Origin of the sequence: Rathayibacter sp. AY1D9, from assembly GCF_002932395.1 — a bacterium.
In the GTDB taxonomy this organism is placed as follows: Bacteria; Actinomycetota; Actinomycetes; order Actinomycetales; family Microbacteriaceae; genus Rathayibacter.
Genome location: NZ_PSVQ01000034.1, coordinates 20350 through 38126 on the forward strand (window position 1 = coordinate 20350; position 17777 = coordinate 38126).

A 17777-nucleotide genomic window follows, 5' to 3' on the forward strand; every position below is an offset into this window, starting at 1 on the left:
GGGGTGGCGGTCGGTCAGTTCAGGAGGCTCGCGAGGGGCCCTTCACCGAGACCGGTGAGGACGGCCGCCGCGTCCTCGTAGACGGCGACGGCTCCGGCCTCGCGGAGTTCGTGCTCCGAGGTTCCGCCGGAGAGGACTCCGACCGTTGCCAGGCCCGCGCGCTCGGCTGCCAGGACGTCCCAGGTCGCGTCGCCGACCATGATGGCGCGGTCGGCGGAGACGCCCGCGCGGTCGAGCGCGATCGAGATCAGGTCGGGTGCTGGCTTGGCGGTCGAGACGTCTGCGCCGCTGGTGACAGCGTGAACGGAGCCGCCGAAGTCGAGGACGTGGAGAAGCACGTCGAGCTCGTTCTGCGGTGCCGAGGTGGCGAGGACGACGTGGACGCCTCGACCGACGAGCGTCGCGACGAGCTCGCGAGCTCCCGGAAGTGGAACGATGCGTGCTGTCGTCTCGGCGTAGTTCTTGGTGTGCAGCGACTTCACCAGTGCGCGCTGCTCCTCCTTCACGTCGTCCTCGAGGAGCATGTCGAGCAGCTCCGACGAGTCTGCGCCGATCGCTCGTTGGATGCGCCAGGCGGGCACGACGAGGTCGGCCTGCCAGAAGGCGCGCGACCACGCCTCGACGTGGAGGAAGTTCGTGTCGGCGAGGGTCCCGTCGATGTCGAAGAGCACCGCGGAGGTCCCCGTCGTCGCGTCTTTCCTGTCCTTCGTTCCTGCCATGTCGCTGCCCCTCTTGTCGCTTCCGCGCCTATCGGCCCGTGCCGTCCACGCTACGCGGGCGCGCCGAAGCGGGCCCGCCCCTTGACCTGCCCGTCCACGCCACCCGACCTGCCCCTTGTCACGCCCCGCCGGTCCCTATCGGATCGTGTCCGCCCTCCGTCCCGTTCCCCGGCTCCCCGGGCCGGGTGACATGCTGCCGTCCCGTCGGGCTCGTCCAGTGCAGCGTGCCGTCCGGCTCCTGCCGGTGGGTCCACCCCGTGGTGTGGCGGAGCCGGTGGTGGTGTCGGCAGAGGTGTGCGAGGTTGTCGACCGACGTGGTGCCTCCGTGCTGCCAGTCATTCGTGTGGTCGACGTCCGCGTGGCGGGTGCTGCGGGTGCATCCCGGGAACCGGCAGGTCCCGTCGCGGTGCTGGAGGTGGCGACGCAGGTCCGCCGGCACTCGGTAGGAGTCGCGTCCGACGGAGAGGACCGCTCCGCTCTCCGGATGGGTGAGCAGCCGCGTGAACGAGGGAGCACCTGCTGTGAGACGCCGCGCGGTCTCCGGATCGACGGGTCCGTATCCGTCGAGGACGGCGGGCTGGTCGGACCGCCCGAGGAGGGTCAGCGCCGGCACGGTCACCGCGACTTCGGCGCGCACTCCCGCCGGCATCGACGTGCCGTCTCCGTCGGCCGATGTCTCCCCGTCGACCAGCAGCGCAGCGGCGATGTCTGCGCGGAGCTGGCCCAGCGTCCGCTCCTCGTCCGGCAGATCCGCGAGGGAGCGGGCGGCCCGGTCGATCCTGTCCATCGCGCCGAGCACATCGGGAGCTGCGGTGTAGAGGTGCAGGATCGCCATCCCGTCGTCGAGGCCCTCCACCCAGAGCGCGCGACGACGGGCGCAGTCCCGATGACGTTCGCTGAGCGTCTGCGGGTGCAGCCGTTCCCGGAGCGACCGGAGGGCGCGTCGCAGCTGGGGCGGCGTGCAGGCGACCGCGATCGTCGCGGCCTCCTCGTCGAAGCGCCCACGGACCTCGGCGGGGACGTCGAGCGCTCCTCGCACCACGAGTCGCGCGTGCTCGGGGGAGAGCGCTCCGTCCGCGAGTGCGCGCAACGTCGCCGGGAGGTCGTTCACCAGCAGGCGTGCCTCGTCGACCAGTGCAGAGGCGTGCGCCTCCGAGACCCGGAGTCCCGTCGCGAGCTCCGCGATCAGCGCCCGGTGCGCCGCCTCCGCCCGATCCACCTGCACCTGGACGTGCTCGACGACGAGCGCCGCGGGTGCCGCCATCGCGAGGCGGCGTGCCTCCTCGACTGCCCGGTACCGGGATGCCTCGACGGCGGACCGCTCAGCGTGCCGTGAGCCGGCGAGCGCGAGCGCCTCCGTGAGCGCGTCGTCTACTGTCGCCGATTCCTTCATGCCCTGATCTCACCGGACGAAGTCTCGCCGTGGGCCTCGGGAGCGCCGTTTCATCGGACAGCATCGCGAAGAACCGTCTGTGGAGGAGCGTCGCCCCCCTCACACCTTCCGCGGCACCGTGAACACGGTCTCCACTCCCGCCGAGTACAGCACCGAGTCCGGCGCGCGCGTCGCCAGCCCGGGGAAGCCCGCGGCGTCGAGCAGCCCGTCGTCGAGCGCCAGCAGCTCCGCGCGGCGCAGCGGCCACGGCCGGTGCAGGTTGCGGCCGTACCAGGTGGAGCCAAGGTGGCGCTCGTGGTAGGCCCAGCGTGCGGTGAGGAACGAGGCGAGCGGGTCCTCGTCGACCGGCTCGCCCGGGCGGACGACGATCCGGGAGCGGGCGGCCGAGTCCGAGTGCCGGATCGTGTCGTAGATCACCGCGCCGTGGCGGTGCTCGATGCTCATCCGGGCCCAGCGGTAGGGGAGCCCGAACACCGCCTGCGCGGTGAGCACGGGAAGGAGGTGGGAGGCGTCGAGCGAGACGAACACGACTCCGCGTCGTCCCTGCTCGTCGACGGAGTAGAGCCGGACGTTCACCTCGGGGAAGGTGCCGAGCCAGGGCACCCGCGGGCCGCCGAGGAAGGCCGTCCGCGAGAGCCGGAACGGGATTAGGCCCACCCAGGAGGAGCCGTCGTGCTCGTCGGGCCTCGTCCCGGCCGGGAGGTGGGGCGCCACCAGGGCGGGGTCGACCCGCCAGTGCAGGAACGTCGCCTCGGTCCAGCGCTGCTTCAGGATGCGCGGTCCGCCGAGCGCGGGCGCGGAACGGGTGACGGGTTCGACGGAGCTCACGCGCCCATCGTGCTCCGGTGTGCTGCGAGCTCGCCCGTGCAGGCGCGCTCAGCGGCGCGCGGCGAGGGCCTTCAGTGTCTCCAGCACCAGGGCCACCGGTGCGGAGGAGGCGGCGGAGTTCCGCACGACGGCCTCGAGGGAGCGGACAGGCCGGGGACGGACGACGGGCACGGCGCGGACGCCGTCCGGCAGACGGTGAGCCGCGAGCTCCGGCAGGACCGTCACGCCCATGCCCGCGGCGACGAACGCGGCGGCGGTGATGTGGTCGTTGGCCTGGACGTGGAAGGGCGGCGCGAACCCGGCGGCGGCGCAGGCCTCCACGACGTTCCGGCGGCACCAGCCGGTGGGCAGGTCGTTGTCGACCCAGCGCTCGTTCGCGAGCTCGGCGAGGTCGATCTCGCTCCGGGAGGCGAGCGGATGACCGTCGGGCAGGACGACGAGGTAGGGGTCGTCGAGGAGGTGGTGCGCCGTGAATCCGGGGGCGGTCGGCTCGGAGGAGGCGACGAGGAGCTGCACGTCGGGGCGCGCTCCGAGGTCGTCGTCGAGCTCCTCTCCCAGGCGCAGATCGAGGGCGAGGCCGGGGAACGCGGCGGTCAGCCGGCGGGCGACCTCCGGCATCCAGGCGCTGCCGACGGAGGCGAAGTACGTCACCGAGAGGCGGCCGGAGCGGCCCTCGCGCAGCTCCTCCACCACGGCCTCCGCTTCGGCGAGGCGCTCGAGGACGCGGTCCGCCTGGGCGGCGAGGGCGCGTCCGGCGGGGGTCGGGCGGACGCCGCGGCCCACGCGCTCCAGCAGCGTCAGTCCGGTCTCGCGCTGCAGAGCGGTGAGGTGCTGGCTGACGGCGGAGGGCGTGTAGCCGAGGCCGGAGGCGGCTCCCGCGATCGAGCCGGAGGCGACGACGGAGCGGAGGATGCGGAGCCGGTGCACGTCGAGCATGGGACGACGGTACAGTCCGGCTGAACTATCCGACAGTGAACGGAACTGGTGCTGAATCCCCGGCAGCGCCACGATGGCCCCATGGCCGACGTCTCCTCCTCCGCCCCGCCCTCCACGAGGGACGCCCTCCTGCTGTGGGGCGCGATCGCGGTCACTGTCCTTCTCTGGGCGTCGGCCTTCGTCGGCATCCGCGCCACGACGGAGGACTTCGGCCCGGGCGCGCTGACCCTCGGCCGCATCGTGGTGGGGTCGCTCGCGCTCACGGTGGTGCGCGTCGTCCTCACCGCCCGGAGGCGCCGCTCGGAGGCGGCTCCGGATCCGCGCACAGCGGTCCCGCGCGGGCGCCTCCTCCTGCTCGTGCTGGGCTGGGGAGTCGCCTGGTTCGGGGTCTACAACCTGGCGTTGAACGCTGCGGAGCGGCACGTCGACGCGGGGACGGCGGCGCTGCTGGTGAACATCGCGCCGATGATCACCGCCGTGCTCGCCGGGCTGCTGCTGGGGGAGGGGTTCCCCCGCCGTCTCCTCGCCGGGATGCTCGTGGCGTTGACCGGCGTCGCGGTGATCGCGTTCTCCACCTCCACCGGGCAGTTCGACGTGATCGGCGTCGCCCTCGGCCTGGTCGCCGCCGTCGTCTACGGCAGCGCGGCGACCCTTCAGAAGCGCCTGCTGGGACGGATCGACGCGCCGACGATGACCTGGCTCGGCTGCGTAGCCGGCACGGTCGCGTGCCTGCCCTTCGCCCCGGAGCTCGTCGAGGCGCTCGCCGCCGCTCCGCTCTCCTCGATCCTGGCCGTGGTCTACCTCGGGATCTTCCCGACGGCCGTCGCCTTCACGACGTGGGGGTACGTCCTCGCGCGCTCCAGCGCGGGTCGCACCGCGGCGTCCACCTACGCGGTGCCCGCGGTGGTCGTGCTGCTGTCCTGGCTCGTCCTGGGCGAGACCCCGCCGCTCGCCGCGCTGCTCGGAGGCGCGCTCGCCCTGGCCGGAGTCGCGGTGGCGACGCTGCGGAGGCGCCCGAAGGCGGTCTGACCGGCGGCGGATGCTCCTCCACAGCCGCCCGATCGCGTCGAGTCCTCGGACGAGGCGGCTCGCGGGGATCCCGCGGGAGGGCCCGGGATATGCTGGGCGGACGTTCATCCCAGTCGGCGCCGAGCGCCAGGAACGGTGAGGATCCCGATGACCGAGGCCCTGCAGCCGCCCGTCCAGAACGCCCTCTCGCTCACGCCTCCGGAGCCGGTGGCAGCGGTGCCGACCACCTCGGCGCCGTCGATCGCGCCGAAGGTGCCGGAAGCCGCCCTGCCCGGCCTCGAGGCGAAGGTCGACGGCTACCTCGACACGCTCCTGGCGACGGAGTCCCGCAGCCCCGAGTTCGCGACGCGGGCCAACGACATCCGCACGATGGGCGACGCCGACATCCGCTCGGCCGCCGACTCGTCGAACCGGCTGCTGAGCACGCCGGTGCGCGCCCTCCAGGAGGGCGGGCTCTCCGAGGGGTCGACCATCGGCAAGACGCTGCTCGAGCTGCGCCGCACGGTGGAGGATCTGGACCCGTCCGAGGACAACCTGCAGAAGAAGATCCTGGGCTTCATCCCGTTCGGCAACAAGATCACCGACTACTTCCGCCGCTACGAGAGCGCCCAGTCGCACCTGAACGCGATCATCCAGGCCCTGTACGACGGGCAGGACGAGCTGCGGAAGGACAACGCGGCCCTGAATCTCGAGAAGCAGAACCTCTGGGAGACGATGACCCGTCTCAACGAGTACATCTACGTCGCCGAGCGGCTCGACGTGAAGCTCTCGGCGAAGATCGCCGAGCTCGACGCGACCGATCCGGAGCGGGCGAAGGCGCTGCGCGAGGACGTCCTCTTCTACGCGCGCCAGAAGCACCAGGACCTGCTGACCCAGCTGGCCGTGTCGATCCAGGGCTACCTCGCGATCGACGTCGTCATCAAGAACAACGTCGAGCTGATCAAGGGCGTCGACCGCGCGACGACCACGACCGTCTCGGCGCTGCGCACGGCGGTCATCGTGGCGCAGGCGCTCGCCAACCAGCGCCTCGTGCTCGATCAGATCACGGCGCTGAACACCACGACGTCCAACATGATCGAGGCCACCTCGCGCATGCTCGCCGACCAGTCGGCCTCGATCCAGTCGCAGGCCGCCTCGGCCACGGTCGGGCTGCCGCAGCTGCAGGCCGCGTTCGCGAACATCTACCAGACGATGGACTCGATCTCGGACTTCAAGATCAAGGCGCTCGACAGCATGGCCCAGACCGTCGGAGTCCTGCAGACCGAGACGGCGAAGGCCGGCGAGTACGTCGAGCGGGCCCGCCGCAGCAACTCGGACATCGACGCGACGTCCTCGCTCGATCTCGGCCGCTAGCCGATGGGCTGGTTCTCCCGCCTGTTCACGGGTGCCCCCGCGGCGCCGGAGGAGACCGCGCCCGCTCTGCCGAGCGTCCCGACGAGCGAGGACATCCTCGCGGCGCTCGACAGGGTGGGCGCGCGGACGGAGGGCCGGGTGCCCGGCATCGTCGCGGCGCGCATCCAGCGGATCGACGAGACGGTCCGCGAGATGGTGCCCCGTCTCGACCGCCTCGGCGGGATGAGCCGTCAGGGCCACACCGTCGTCGCGACCGCGACCAGCTACCTCCCCGAGGCGGTGGAGGGCTACCTCCGCCTGCCGAGGGACTTCGCCGACCGCCGCGCCGTGCACAGGGGGAAGACCTCGCTGATGATCCTCTGCGACCAGCTCGACCTCCTCGGAGGCACGCTCGACCGCATCTCGGACGCCGTCTCGCGACAGGACGCCTCGGCGCTGATCGCGCACGGGCAGTTCCTGGCCGAGAAGTTCACGGAGTCCTCGCTCTCCCCGAGCGGTCTCGACGCGCCTCCGCAGCCGGGAGCGCCGTCCGGATCCGGCTCGCTGACCCCGCCGAGCGCCTCGTGACCGCGCTCGCCCCGGCGCTGGACGCCCTCGTGCTCGCGGGGACGGCCGCCGGCCTCGACGCCGCGGCCGTCCGCGACGAGGGTGCGCGGCTGGCCGCCGCCGTCGCCGAGTCGATCCGCGGCGCCGGGCAGGACTGGCTCGCCGCGACCGGCACGACGGGCGGTCTGGAGGCGTTCTTCACCGCCGCCTCGAGCGGCCGGCGCTGGCGGTCGGGGCCGACCGATCAGCTGGCCGCCCTGGTCGGCGCGGGCTCGCACCACGCCTCGGCCTACGCCCGCGCCCTGACCGAGGTCGTCTCGGCGGCCAGCGCTCTCGGCGACCCGGGCATCGGCGGCATCGCCTCCGCCTCCGCGACCGCCGCGGCCCAGCTCTCCGCCGTCCCGGGTGCTCGGGGCGCCGCTCCGACGACGAGCGGGGGAGCGCCGCACACGACCGGCCGGACGCCGGACGGTGCCGCGAGCGCCGACCTGCCGACCGGTCTGCCCGCCGGCGTGCCCGGGGTCGACGAGATCCTCGAGCGCCTCCGCCGGACCGAGCACGACGGTCCGCAGGACGAGCCGGCGCCCGCCGCCGCTCCCGCCGCGGAGCCCGCCTCCGAGCCGGAGCCGCTCGACCCGCCGGAGTCCATCGACGACCTGCTCGCCGAGCTCGACGCGCTGATCGGCCTCGACCGGGTGAAGAGCGAGATCAAGCGGCAGACGCAGCTGCTCCGGATCGACACCCTGCGCCAGGCCGCCGGACTCAGCACGCCCACGCTCACCCGCCACCTCGTCTTCACGGGGAACCCCGGCACGGGCAAGACGACGGTGGCGCGGCTGGTCTCGCGGATCTACCGCTCGCTCGGCATCCTCTCGAAGGGCGTGCTCGTCGAGGTCGACCGATCGGAGCTGGTGGCCGGCTACCTCGGGCAGACCGCGACGAAGACCGCGGAGGTGATCGCCTCCGCGCGCGGCGGCGTCCTCTTCATCGACGAGGCCTACGCGCTCGCGCTCGACCAGTACGGCGCGGAGGCAGTCACCACCCTCGTGAAGGACATGGAGGACCACCGCGGCGACCTCGTCGTGATCGTCGCCGGCTACTCCGGGCCGATGCAGGGCTTCCTCGACACGAACCCGGGACTCGCCAGCCGCTTCTCGACCACGATCGACTTCGCCGACTACTCCGACGACGAGCTCTCGGCGATCTTCGGCCGCCTCGCCGCCTCCGCGGACTTCGAGCCGACGGAGGAGGCGCTCGCCGCGTTCGCGGGCCTCGCCTCGGCGCAGCAGCGCACGGAGGCGTTCGGCAACGGGCGCTGGGTCCGCAACGTCCTCGACGCGGCGATCGCCCGGCACGCCTGGCGCCTCCGCGACGTGGAGGAGCCGACGCTCGACGAGCTGCGCATCCTGCTCCCCGAGGACGTGGTGGAGAGCCCCGAAGCCTCGAGCAGCCCGGACGGAGCCGGCGACGACGACGAGGGCGCGGTCGACGGCTCTGAGGAGGCCTTCGGGCAGGTGGACGCCGCCCCGAGCGGCACGGCCGTCCCCGTCACCGACGACCCCGAGGAGGAGAGCCGTTGAGCACCGCACCCGCCGCGCCGCCCGCGCAGAGGATCCCCGAGCCGCCCCTCGTCCAGGTCGCCAACCGGCCGGCGCAGCGGAAGCCGTCGCTGCTGGCCCGCGCGACCGCGACCACTCCGGCCACCCTGCGCCTCCTGCTCGCCCTGACGGCGCTGGCGGCCGTGCTGTTCGGCGTGTTCGCGCAGCAGGCAGGAGCGATGCAGGCGCGCGCCGCGACGACGGCCCGGGAGCAGTCGGCGCAGCTGCTCGGCGTGCAGAACGTCCGCACGCTGCTGGTGGACGCCAACGCGATCGCGGCCAACACCTTCCTCGTCGGCGGACTGGAGCCGACCGAGCTGCGGGCGTCGTACGTCTCGAGCCTCACCGGCGCCGCCTCCGCGATCGCCGGGCTCTCGGCCGCCGACTCGGCGGACACCCGGGCCCTCGCCCGGGTCGCCAGCAGCATCACGACCTACAGCGGGCTGATCGAGCAGGCGCGAGCCAACAACCGGCAGGGCTTCCCCGTTGCCTCGGCGTACCTCGACCAGGCGTCGACTGCCCTCTCGGGAGACGGCGGCATCCTCGAGGACCTCGACGGGCTCGTCGACTCCGGTGCCGACCGGGTCGCGGCCGCCTACGACGCCGTCCGCTGGAGCGTCCTGCTCATGATCGGCTCGCTCGTGATGCTGGTCCTCCTCCTGGCGGCGCAGCTCTGGCTCGCCCGCCGTACGCACCGCTACCTCAACCGCCCGCTCGCCACGGGGACCGCCCTCCTGCTGGTCGTCGGCGTCGGCGGGGCGCTCGCCTACGGATCGGTCGCGGCGGACGCGGGGACGGCGCGGGTCGAGTCCTACCGCGAGGCGCTCACCGTGTCGAACGCGCTCATCGCCGCGAGCGACGCCAAGTCGCTCGAGAGCTTCACGCTGATCAAGCGCGGCTCCGGCGCCGCCCTCGAGGAGCGCTACACCCAGGCCGTCGACTCCGCCCGGGAGAAGCTCTCGGGCGACCTGCAGGACGAGCTGGCGAGGACACGGCTCGTCGACGAGTTCGGGCAGTGGCAGTCGTTCCACGAGGAGATCCGGGAGGCGGACGACGCCGGGAACTGGGACCAGGCCGTCCGCGTCGCCACGATCACCGGGAACGGCACGCCGAACGAGCTCTTCACCACCTTCTCCGACGACGCCCGCGACGTGGTGCAGGAGAAGGCACTGGCCGCCGCCACCACGCTCGATCGAGGCGCGGAGTTCGCGACCCTCGTCTCGTGGATCCTGCTGGCGGCCGGTCTCGCCGGAGCCGTGTTCGCCTGGCGCGGCATCGCCCAGCGACTGGAGGAGTACCGATGAACCGCCTGCGCGCCGCCGCCCTCGCCCTGGCCACCGCCGCGGCTCTCGCCCTCACCGGCTGCACGACGGGGGCGGACGACCTCGGCACGCCCCTCGCCGCGGCGACCCCGACTCCGACGGCGAGCGCGTCCGCTCCCGCCGCTCCTGCCGCGGCGGACTGCTCGCCCTCGGCGGTCACCTCCTACGCGCCGACCGGCGTGACCGACAGCACCAGGCTCGCGGAGATCCGCGGGCGCGGGACCCTGCGCGTCGGCGTCTCGGCCGACACCCTCCTGATGAGCGCCCGCAACCCGATCACGGGGGCGATCGAGGGCTTCGACGTCGACATCGCCCGCGAGGTCGCCCGGGCGATCCTCGGCAGCGACTCCATCGACTACGTCGTGATCACCTCCGCTCAGCGCCTCCCCGCGCTCACCGGCGGCGACGGCGCCCCGCAGGTCGACATGGTGGCCCGCACCCTCACGATGACCTGCGATCGCTGGAGCTCGATCGCCTTCTCGTCCGAGTACTACGACGCCGGCCTCAAGGTGCTCGTCTCCGACGACCCCGACGGCGTCCCGATCACGGGCATCGGCGACCTCGACGGCGAGAGGGTCTGCGCGCCCAGCGGCACCACGACGCTCAGCCGCCTGCAGAACAACTACCCGGAGGTCGAGGCCGTCGAGGCCGCCACGCACTCGCAGTGCCTCGCCCTCTTCCAGGCAGGAGAGGTCGACGCCATCGCGGGCGACGACACGATCCTCGCGGGCTTCGTGGCGCAGGACCCGTACGCGAAGGTCGTCGGCGACGCCCTGAGCTCGGAGCCCTACGGCCTCGGCCTGCCCGCCGACGACCCCGACTTCGTGCGCTTCGTCAACGCCTCGCTCGAGAGCATCCGCAGCGACGGCCGCTGGCAGAGCATCTACGAGCGCTGGCTCGGGGTCCTCGGCGAGGCCTCGCCGCCGGCCCCGGTGTACGGCCGATGAGCACCGGTCTCGCGGAGGGGACCCCCGTCGCTCCGGGCCGGCTGGGGGAGGCCGCGCCGCAGCGCGAGCTCTTCGAGTACCTCGCCGCTCTCACCCGCTGGCTCCAGCGGACCACGCGAGAGCTCTCGCGGCTGGACGCCGCCGCGCTGGCGTCGCCGCAGGCCGAGAACTACACGGCCGACGTGGTGCTCGCCCAGTCGCTCCGCGAGTCCGTCACCCGGCGCCTCGCCGAGCTCGAGGCGGTCTGGGACTCCGGCCGCGTCGACGTCGTGGCGCGCGAGCGGATGTCGCAGCTGATCTGGGGCCGTCTCGACGCCTCCGGGAGCGGCGCGGTCTCGCTGGTGGAGGCAGTGCGCCTCTGCGACGCGGTCGTCGGCCAGCTGCGCTCCCGGCTCGAGCTCGACCCCAGCGGCACCGACGTCGCCGGACGGATCGTGGGGGTGCGCGCCGAGATCGAGCGCTGCCGCGACCTCACCCGTGACGGCAGCGGCACGGTCGACCGCGAGCGGGCGGAGCGGGTCGCCGTGCTGCGGTCCCGCCTCGACGCGCTCGCCGAGCGGGCGGGCCGGGGAGCCGACGTGTCGGGGCCGCTCGGCCAGCTCGAGAGCGACTCCGCCCGGCTCGAGCGCGACCTGATCATCGCCGCGTCCGAGCGGCGCGGACTCGAGCGCGACCGCCGTCGGGCGCGCGAGCTGGCGGAGGCGGCCGAGCACCGCGAGGCGCCGCTGCGCGAGCTCGTGGCCCGCTGCCGCCGCGAGATCGCCGACCCGCCGCGGCTGGCCGTGCCCGACGTCTCCCGGCTGGGCGATCCTCCGTCCGACCGCGAGGCGCTCGACGCGCACCTCGCCCGCCTGACCGCCGTCGGCCGCGCGTTCGACGCGGTCGAGGCCGCTTACACCTCGCCGCTGCGCGAACGGGCCGCCCTCGGCTTCCGCCTCCGGGCGCTGCGGGAGCGTGCCGAGGGCAACGGCCGCGCTGCCACCGCCGTCGGCGTCGCGGCCGAGGAGGAGGTGCGCGCCGCTCTCGACGCGGTGCCCTGCTCCGTCCCGCTCGCCCGCCACCTGGTCGAGCAGTACGACGTCGTCACCCGCGACCTCCCGCACCCCGACCCCGCGCACCACCGGAAGGCCACTTTATGAACGGCGCCCCCTGCACCGCGACTCCCGGCTGCACCGGGACGATCGAGGACGGCTACTGCAACGTCTGCGGCCTCCCGCCCGAGGAGGGCGCCGCCGCCTCCACGCCGACCGCGCGCCGCGCCGCTCCGGCCTCCCCGCCGGCCACCGCCTCCGCCGCCTTCGGCACCGGCTTCGTCGAGGGCACCCCCGGCGCCACGGCACCCGGGCCCGCGGAGGAGTCGGCCACCGCGCGCAGCACGCGCACCTCCTCCGCCCGCCTCGCCACCGCCGCCCTCGGCTCCGCCCGCACGGCGCAGACCGGCTCGAAGGTCACCCGCCGCGTCGGCACCACCTCGACCCGACTGCGCGGCCCGAGGCTCGGCGCCGGGCTCACCACCGTCCCGTCCCGCCCGGCCGCCGACCCGATGGCCGCTCTGATGACCGAGGCGGTCCTCCCCGAGCGCAAGCGCTTCTGCTCGCACTGCGGCACGGCCGTCGGCCGCGGGCGCGACGGTCGGCCCGGCCGCACCGAGGGGTTCTGCCCCAACTGCCGCACGCCGTTCTCGTTCACTCCGCAGCTGGTGAAGGGTGACGTCGTCGGCGGCCAGTACGAGGTCGTCGGCTGCCTGGCCTACGGCGGCCTCGGCTGGATCTACCTCGCGCGCGACCGGAACGTCTCGGGGCGCTGGGTGGTGCTCAAGGGCCTGCTCAACTCCGGCGACCCCGACGCGTACGCCGCGGCCGTCACCGAGCGCCGGTTCCTGGCCGAGGTCGAGCACCCGCTGATCGTCGAGATCTACAACTTCGTCCTGCACGACGGCGCCGGCTACATCGTGATGGAGTACGTCGGCGGGCCGAGCCTCAAGCAGATCCTGAAGGAGCGGCTGGACGCCAACGGCGGCGCCGCGGATCCGCTGCCGGTGGACCAGGCGCTCGCCTTCGTGCTCGAGGTCATGCCCGCCTTCGCCTACCTGCACGACCACGGCCTGCTCTACTGCGACTTCAAGCCGGACAACATGATCCAGGTGGGCGACCAGGTCAAGCTGATCGACCTCGGCGGAGTGCGCCGGATCGACGACGAGGACTCCGCCATCTACGGCACCGTCGGCTACCAGGCTCCGGAGGTCGCCGACCTCGGTCCCTCGGTCGCCTCCGACGTCTACACGATCGGCCGCACGCTGGCCTCGCTGGTGCTCGACTTCCGCGGCAACCAGACGACCTTCGTCGCCTCGCTGCCGCCGGTGTCGGAGACGCCGCTGTTCCAGCGCTACGACTCCTTCTACCGCCTGATCGCGAAAGCGTGCGCTCCCGACCCGCAGGACCGCTTCGCCACGGTGGACGAGATGCGCGGCCAGCTGCTCGGGGTGCTGCGCGAGGTCGTCGCGACCGACCGCGGTCCCGGACACCCCGCGCTGCACTCGACGGAGTCGGCCCTGTTCGAGGCGCCCGTGGCCGACGTGGTCGACCGCGTCCCGCCGTGGGACGCGCTGCCGGCGCTCCGCCGCGACGAGTCCGATCCCGCCCGGTCGTGGCTCGCGGGCGTGAACGTCGCCGACCCGATCGTGCGCCTGCGCGCTCTCGCGCTCGCGCCCACCGTGACGGTCGAGGTGCGGCTCGCCCGCGCCCGGGCGGCGATCGAGGCGCAGCGCTGGGAGGAGGCGGCCCGCGCGACGGGCGAGATCCTCACGGAGGACCCGTGGGAGTGGCGGGCGGTCTGGATGAGCGGTCTCGCGCAGCTCGCGCGCGGCGACGACATCGGGGCCCGCGCCTCCTTCAACACCGTCTACGGGCAGGTCCCCGGCGAGCTCGCCCCGAAGCTCGCGCTCGCCGCGGCGTGCGAGGCGAGCGGTGAGCCCGAGGTCGCCGAGTCCCTCTACGTGATCTGCGCCCGCGCCGACGCGAACTACACGGCACCCGCCGCCTTCGGTCTCGCCCGGGTGCGGCAGCTGCGCTCCGACCTCGACGGGGCGCTCGACGCGCTCGACATCGTCGCGCCCACGCGCTCCTCCTACTCCGACGCGCGCCGCCGCCGGGCGGAGCTGCTGGCGGAGTCGGGCCGCGGGCTGCCCGCGCTCTCGGCCGCCCTCGCGAGCGTCGACTCCGTGTCGATCGACCAGAGGACCCGCCTCGAGCTCACGACCCAGGTCCTCGCCTCCGCCCTCGAGCTGGTGCGGCGCGACGGCCCGGCCGAGGGGGCGACCCTCGGCGGAGTCGAGGCGAACGAGGCCGCCATCCGCGACGGCCTCGAGGCCTCCTACCGCGCGCTCGCCGCCTCCACTCGCGAGCGCGACGAGCGCCTGCGCCTCGTCGACCGGGCCAACGAGGTCCGACGCTGGACGCTGACATGAGCGGCGCGCTGTCGACTCCCTGCCCGAACTGCGGCGAGCCGGTCACGACGGGCGACGCGTTCTGCGAGGCCTGCGGGACGCCGCTGATCGTCGCGGCCACCCCCTCCGCTCCGCCCGTCGCCGTCGGAGGATCCGCCGCCTGCGTCTACTGCGGGGGAGCGGTCGCCGAGGACGGCTACTGCGAGCAGTGCGGACGCCCCGCTCCGACCGAGCGCGAGCACTGGGCCGAAGCGCCGCACCCGCTGGTCGGCGGCGTCTGCGACCGCGGGCTCCGGCACCCGGCCAACGAGGACGCGATGGCGCTCGGGGCGACCACCGGCGCCGACGGCTCTCTGAGGACGGCGCTGCTGGTGGTCTGCGACGGGGTCTCCTCGACCCCCGACTCCGACAAGGCGTCGCTCGCCGCGGCCCGTGCGGCACTCAGCGCGCTGCAGGCCGAGGTCGGCGGGGAGAGCGCGGGAGCGGACCGCTGGCGCGCGCTGCTGCAGATGGCCACCGCGCGCGCCTCCGGAGCGATCGACGCGGCCGTGCCCGAGAAGCGGTCGAATCCGCCCTCGTGCACCTTCACCGCGGCGGTGCTGGACGGCGCGCTGCTCGTCACGGGCAACGTGGGCGACAGCCGCAGCTACTGGATGCCGGACGCGGGCGAGCCGCGGCAGCTCACGGTCGACGATTCGTGGGCGCAGGAGCAGATCGCCTCGGGAGTGCCGCGGGAGCAGGCCGAGACGGCGCCCGACGCTCACGCCATCACCCGCTGGCTCGGCGCCGACGCGCACGACGAGGAGCCGCGGGTCGCCTTCGAGGAGCTGAACGAGCCGGGCTGGGTGCTGGTCTGCTCCGACGGGCTGTGGAACTACGCGTCCGCCGCCGAGGACCTCGCGCGCGTGCTCCGTGACGCGCAGGAGCGGGTGGGCGCGGATCCGGTCACGCTCGCGGAGGCGCTGGTCGCCTGGGCGAACGAGCGCGGCGGGCACGACAACATCACGGCCGCGCTGGCGCGGTTCGACCCGGCGGGTGCGGCGGAGGCAGCGGATGCAGCGTCCGCTGCCGAGGTGCACGGTGAGGAGACCGGTACAGCCGAGCAGGATGCCGCCGACTCCGGGGCCGATCCCGACGGTGCGGAGCCGGACGCTGCCGACACCGGCGCCGCCGACCTCGGCGCTGCGGATCCCAGCGCTGCGGGCCCGAGCGCGGCCGACACCGGTGCTGCGGACCCGAGCGCGGCCGACCCCGCCGCCTCGAGCCCCGACCCGGCCACCCCTTCGCCCGACGCCGACGCCTCCCGTCCCACCGACTGAGCGCGCCGATCCGTCCAGACCACCCCTCCACCGCTGGACGGATCGGCACCCCCGCGGCCGTGGTCACGCCCCTACAGTCGTCGCCATGAGCATCGCCGAGCCCGCCACCGCCCTGTCCGTCGTCGGCCACTGGATCGACGGGGCTCCCTCCGACTACTCGTCCGGCCGCACCGCTCCCGTCTACGACCCGGCGCTGGGAGTCGCGACCAAGGAGGTCGCGCTCGCCGACTCCGCCGAGGTGGACGCCGCCGTCGCCTCCGCGAAGGCCGCCTTCCCCGCCTGGCGCGACACGTCGCTCGCGAAGCGGCAGCAGATCGTCTTCCGCTTCCGCGAGCTCCTCGAGGCGAAGAAGCAGGAGCTCGCCGAGCTGATCACGTCGGAGCACGGCAAGGTCGTCTCGGACGCGCTCGGCGAGATCACCCGAGGCCAGGAGGTCGTGGAGTTCGCGACCGGTCTCGCGCACCACCTCAAGGGCGAGTACTCGGAGCAGGTCTCCACCGGCGTCGACGTCTACTCGACCAAGCAGCCGCTCGGCGTGGTCGGCATCATCTCCCCCTTCAACTTCCCTGCGATGGTGCCGATGTGGTTCTTCCCCATCGCCATCGCCGCCGGCAACACCGTCGTGGTGAAGCCCTCCGAGAAGGACCCGTCCCCGGCGATCTGGCTCGGCGCCCTCTGGAAGGAGGCCGGCCTCCCCGACGGCGTCTACACGGTGCTCAACGGCGACAAGCAGGCCGTCGACGGGCTGCTCGAGCACCCCGACGTCCGCTCGATCTCGTTCGTCGGCTCGACCCCGATCGCGCAGTACGTCTACGAGACGGGCACGAAGCACGGCAAGCGGGTGCAGGCGCTGGGCGGGGCGAAGAACCACATGCTGGTGCTCCCCGACGCGGACCTGGACCTCGTCGCCGACTCCGCCATCAACGCCGGCTTCGGCTCGGCGGGGGAGCGGTGCATGGCGATCTCGGTCGTCGTCGCGGTCGAGCCCGTCGCCGACGAGCTCATCACCAAGATCCAGGACAGGGCGTCGAAGCTGCGCATCGGCGACGGCCGCCGTGGCTGCGACATGGGTCCGCTGATCACCGAGGCGCACCGCGACAAGGTCGCCTCCTACATCGCGATCGCGGAGGAGGACGGCGCCGAGGTCGTGATCGACGGGCGCGGGATCGAGGTGGACGGCGACGCGAACGGCTTCTGGCTCGGCCCGACCCTGCTCGACAAGGTCCCCACCACCTCCCGCGCCTACACGGAGGAGATCTTCGGCCCGGTGCTCTCCATCGTCCGCGTCGCCTCCTACGAGGAGGGCGTCGCACTCATCAACAACGGCGCCTTCGGCAACGGCACGGCCATCTTCACCAACGACGGAGGAGCGGCACGCCGCTTCCAGAACGAGGTCGAGGTCGGCATGATCGGCATCAACGTCCCCATCCCCGTCCCCGTCGCCACGTTCTCCTTCGGCGGCTGGAAGGCGTCCCTCTTCGGCGACACCAAGGCCCACGGAGCAGAAGGCGTCCGCTTCTTCACCCAGCAGAAGGCCATCACCAGCCGCTGGCTCGACCCCTCCCACGGCGGCATCAACCTCGGGTTCCCGCAGCATTCCTAGGCTCTCTCCTCCTTCGTCGTCGATCGCCCGCAGTCGGCTCGGGAGGGTGGTCGGGTATTGCAGAGCGTCGTGCGTTCCGCGCACGTCGATCCGCTGGGACGCGGATCGCCGGTTGCGCTCCGCGGCGCTCGTGAGGCTCTCTCCTCCTGGCGTCGTCGATCGCCCGCAGTCGCGGCGCTGGTGAGCCTCTCTCCTCCTTCGTCGTCGATCGCCTGCGGTCGGCGTGGGAGGGTGGTTCCGTGCTCGAGGGCGTCGAACGTTCCGCGCACGACGATCCGCTGGAACGCGGATTGCCGGTTGCGCTCCGCGCCGGCGGGACGCGCTCGGTCGACCGGAGAGGCTCCTGAGCACCGCCGAGCGCAACCGGCGATCCGCGTGGGAGCGGATCGTCGTGCGCGGTACGCGACCCGCTCTTCCCATCGTTCCCGCGTTCTGAGGCCGACCGCGGCCGATCGACGACGCAGGAGGAGAGAGGCTCTTGAGCACCGCGCAACCGGCGATCCGCGTGGGAGCGGCTCGAAGTGCGCGGTACGCGACCCGCTCTTCCCAGCGCGACCACTCTCCCCGGCCGACCGCGGCCGATCGACGACGCCAGGAGGAGAGAGGCTCTTGAGCACCGCGCAACCGGCGATCCGCGTGGGAGCGGATCGTCGTGCGCGGTACGCGACCCGCTCTTCCCAGCGCGACCACCCTCCCCGGCCGACCGCGGCCGATCGACGACGCAGGAGGAGAGAGGCTC

The 17777-nt window shown here is 73.5% G+C and carries 14 protein-coding genes; 10 read left to right on the plus strand and 4 right to left on the minus strand.

The window, feature by feature from the left end; translation table 11 throughout:
- Nucleotides 1-14: 14 nt before the first annotated feature.
- The 4 genes from C5C50_RS13210 to C5C50_RS13225 all read right to left on the minus strand — a co-directional run bounded on the left by C5C50_RS13210 (nt 15) and on the right by C5C50_RS13225 (nt 3876).
- On the minus strand, nt 15-719 hold the full coding sequence (locus tag C5C50_RS13210) for an HAD family hydrolase (RefSeq protein WP_104273643.1): 705 nt from the start codon (nt 717-719) through the stop codon (nt 15-17).
- Nucleotides 720-837: 118 nt separating this feature from the next.
- Entirely contained in the window at nt 838-2112 is a 1275-nt protein-coding gene (locus C5C50_RS13215) for an HNH endonuclease signature motif containing protein (RefSeq protein WP_104273644.1), read from the minus strand.
- 99 nt (nt 2113-2211) lie between these two features.
- Nucleotides 2212-2940 carry a YqjF family protein gene (locus C5C50_RS13220; protein ID WP_104273645.1) on the minus strand — a complete coding sequence of 243 codons (729 nt, stop codon included), beginning with the start codon at nt 2938-2940 and terminating at the stop codon, nt 2212-2214.
- Nucleotides 2941-2988: 48 nt separating this feature from the next.
- Nucleotides 2989-3876: a LysR family transcriptional regulator gene (locus C5C50_RS13225; protein WP_104267139.1), complete on the minus strand. Its 888-nt coding sequence runs from the start codon at nt 3874-3876 to the stop codon at nt 2989-2991.
- A gap of 81 nt (nt 3877-3957) precedes the next feature.
- Here C5C50_RS13225 and C5C50_RS13230 point away from each other — a divergent pair, with 81 nt between their 5' ends.
- The 10 genes from C5C50_RS13230 to C5C50_RS13275 all read left to right on the plus strand — a co-directional run bounded on the left by C5C50_RS13230 (nt 3958) and on the right by C5C50_RS13275 (nt 17038).
- Entirely contained in the window at nt 3958-4905 is a 948-nt protein-coding gene (locus C5C50_RS13230; RefSeq protein ID WP_104273646.1) for a DMT family transporter, read from the plus strand.
- 147 nt (nt 4906-5052) lie between these two features.
- Entirely contained in the window at nt 5053-6258 is a 1206-nt protein-coding gene (locus tag C5C50_RS13235; protein WP_104223833.1) for a toxic anion resistance protein, read from the plus strand.
- Nucleotides 6259-6261: 3 nt separating this feature from the next.
- Nucleotides 6262-6825 (plus strand): hypothetical protein, encoded by a 564-nt coding sequence (locus tag C5C50_RS13240; RefSeq protein WP_104249860.1) that lies wholly within the window; start codon nt 6262-6264, stop codon nt 6823-6825.
- Nucleotides 6822-8384, plus strand: a complete 1563-nt coding sequence (locus C5C50_RS13245) for an AAA family ATPase (RefSeq protein WP_258067760.1) — start codon at nt 6822-6824, stop codon at nt 8382-8384. The genes C5C50_RS13240 and C5C50_RS13245 overlap by 4 nt, the downstream gene beginning before the upstream one ends.
- Entirely contained in the window at nt 8381-9706 is a 1326-nt protein-coding gene (locus tag C5C50_RS13250) for a hypothetical protein (protein ID WP_104273647.1), read from the plus strand. Before C5C50_RS13245 ends, C5C50_RS13250 begins: the two co-directional genes overlap by 4 nt.
- Entirely contained in the window at nt 9703-10671 is a 969-nt protein-coding gene (locus C5C50_RS13255; RefSeq protein ID WP_104273648.1) for a glutamate ABC transporter substrate-binding protein, read from the plus strand. The genes C5C50_RS13250 and C5C50_RS13255 overlap by 4 nt, the downstream gene beginning before the upstream one ends.
- Nucleotides 10668-11810 carry a hypothetical protein gene (locus C5C50_RS13260; RefSeq protein WP_104273649.1) on the plus strand — a complete coding sequence of 381 codons (1143 nt, stop codon included), beginning with the start codon at nt 10668-10670 and terminating at the stop codon, nt 11808-11810. The genes C5C50_RS13255 and C5C50_RS13260 overlap by 4 nt, the downstream gene beginning before the upstream one ends.
- The gene (locus C5C50_RS13265) at nt 11807-14137 is read left to right on the plus strand and encodes a serine/threonine-protein kinase (RefSeq protein ID WP_104223838.1); all 2331 of its coding nucleotides are present in this window, start codon (nt 11807-11809) and stop codon (nt 14135-14137) included. The genes C5C50_RS13260 and C5C50_RS13265 overlap by 4 nt, the downstream gene beginning before the upstream one ends.
- A complete protein-coding gene (locus C5C50_RS13270; RefSeq protein WP_104273650.1) occupies nt 14134-15435 on the plus strand; it encodes a PP2C family serine/threonine-protein phosphatase in 1302 nt (433 codons plus the stop codon). Before C5C50_RS13265 ends, C5C50_RS13270 begins: the two co-directional genes overlap by 4 nt.
- A gap of 85 nt (nt 15436-15520) precedes the next feature.
- The gene (locus C5C50_RS13275) at nt 15521-17038 is read left to right on the plus strand and encodes a CoA-acylating methylmalonate-semialdehyde dehydrogenase (protein ID WP_104273651.1); all 1518 of its coding nucleotides are present in this window, start codon (nt 15521-15523) and stop codon (nt 17036-17038) included.
- The last annotated feature ends 739 nt before the right edge of the window (nt 17039-17777 follow it).

What these genes read in the sequence shown, in the direction of transcription:
- C5C50_RS13210 (WP_104273643.1), bottom strand. Translation starts at nt 719, where the DNA reads ATGGCAGGAACGAAGGACAGGAAAGACGCGACGACGGGGACCTCCGCG.
- C5C50_RS13215 (WP_104273644.1), bottom strand. Translation starts at nt 2,112, where the DNA reads ATGAAGGAATCGGCGACAGTAGACGACGCGCTCACGGAGGCGCTCGCG.
- C5C50_RS13225 (WP_104267139.1), bottom strand. Translation starts at nt 3,876, where the DNA reads ATGCTCGACGTGCACCGGCTCCGCATCCTCCGCTCCGTCGTCGCCTCC.
- C5C50_RS13230 (WP_104273646.1), top strand. Translation starts at nt 3,958, where the DNA reads ATGGCCGACGTCTCCTCCTCCGCCCCGCCCTCCACGAGGGACGCCCTC.
- C5C50_RS13235 (WP_104223833.1), top strand. Translation starts at nt 5,053, where the DNA reads ATGACCGAGGCCCTGCAGCCGCCCGTCCAGAACGCCCTCTCGCTCACG.
- C5C50_RS13240 (WP_104249860.1), top strand. Translation starts at nt 6,262, where the DNA reads ATGGGCTGGTTCTCCCGCCTGTTCACGGGTGCCCCCGCGGCGCCGGAG.
- C5C50_RS13255 (WP_104273648.1), top strand. Translation starts at nt 9,703, where the DNA reads ATGAACCGCCTGCGCGCCGCCGCCCTCGCCCTGGCCACCGCCGCGGCT.
- C5C50_RS13260 (WP_104273649.1), top strand. Translation starts at nt 10,668, where the DNA reads ATGAGCACCGGTCTCGCGGAGGGGACCCCCGTCGCTCCGGGCCGGCTG.
- C5C50_RS13265 (WP_104223838.1), top strand. Translation starts at nt 11,807, where the DNA reads ATGAACGGCGCCCCCTGCACCGCGACTCCCGGCTGCACCGGGACGATC.
- C5C50_RS13270 (WP_104273650.1), top strand. Translation starts at nt 14,134, where the DNA reads ATGAGCGGCGCGCTGTCGACTCCCTGCCCGAACTGCGGCGAGCCGGTC.
- C5C50_RS13275 (WP_104273651.1), top strand. Translation starts at nt 15,521, where the DNA reads ATGAGCATCGCCGAGCCCGCCACCGCCCTGTCCGTCGTCGGCCACTGG.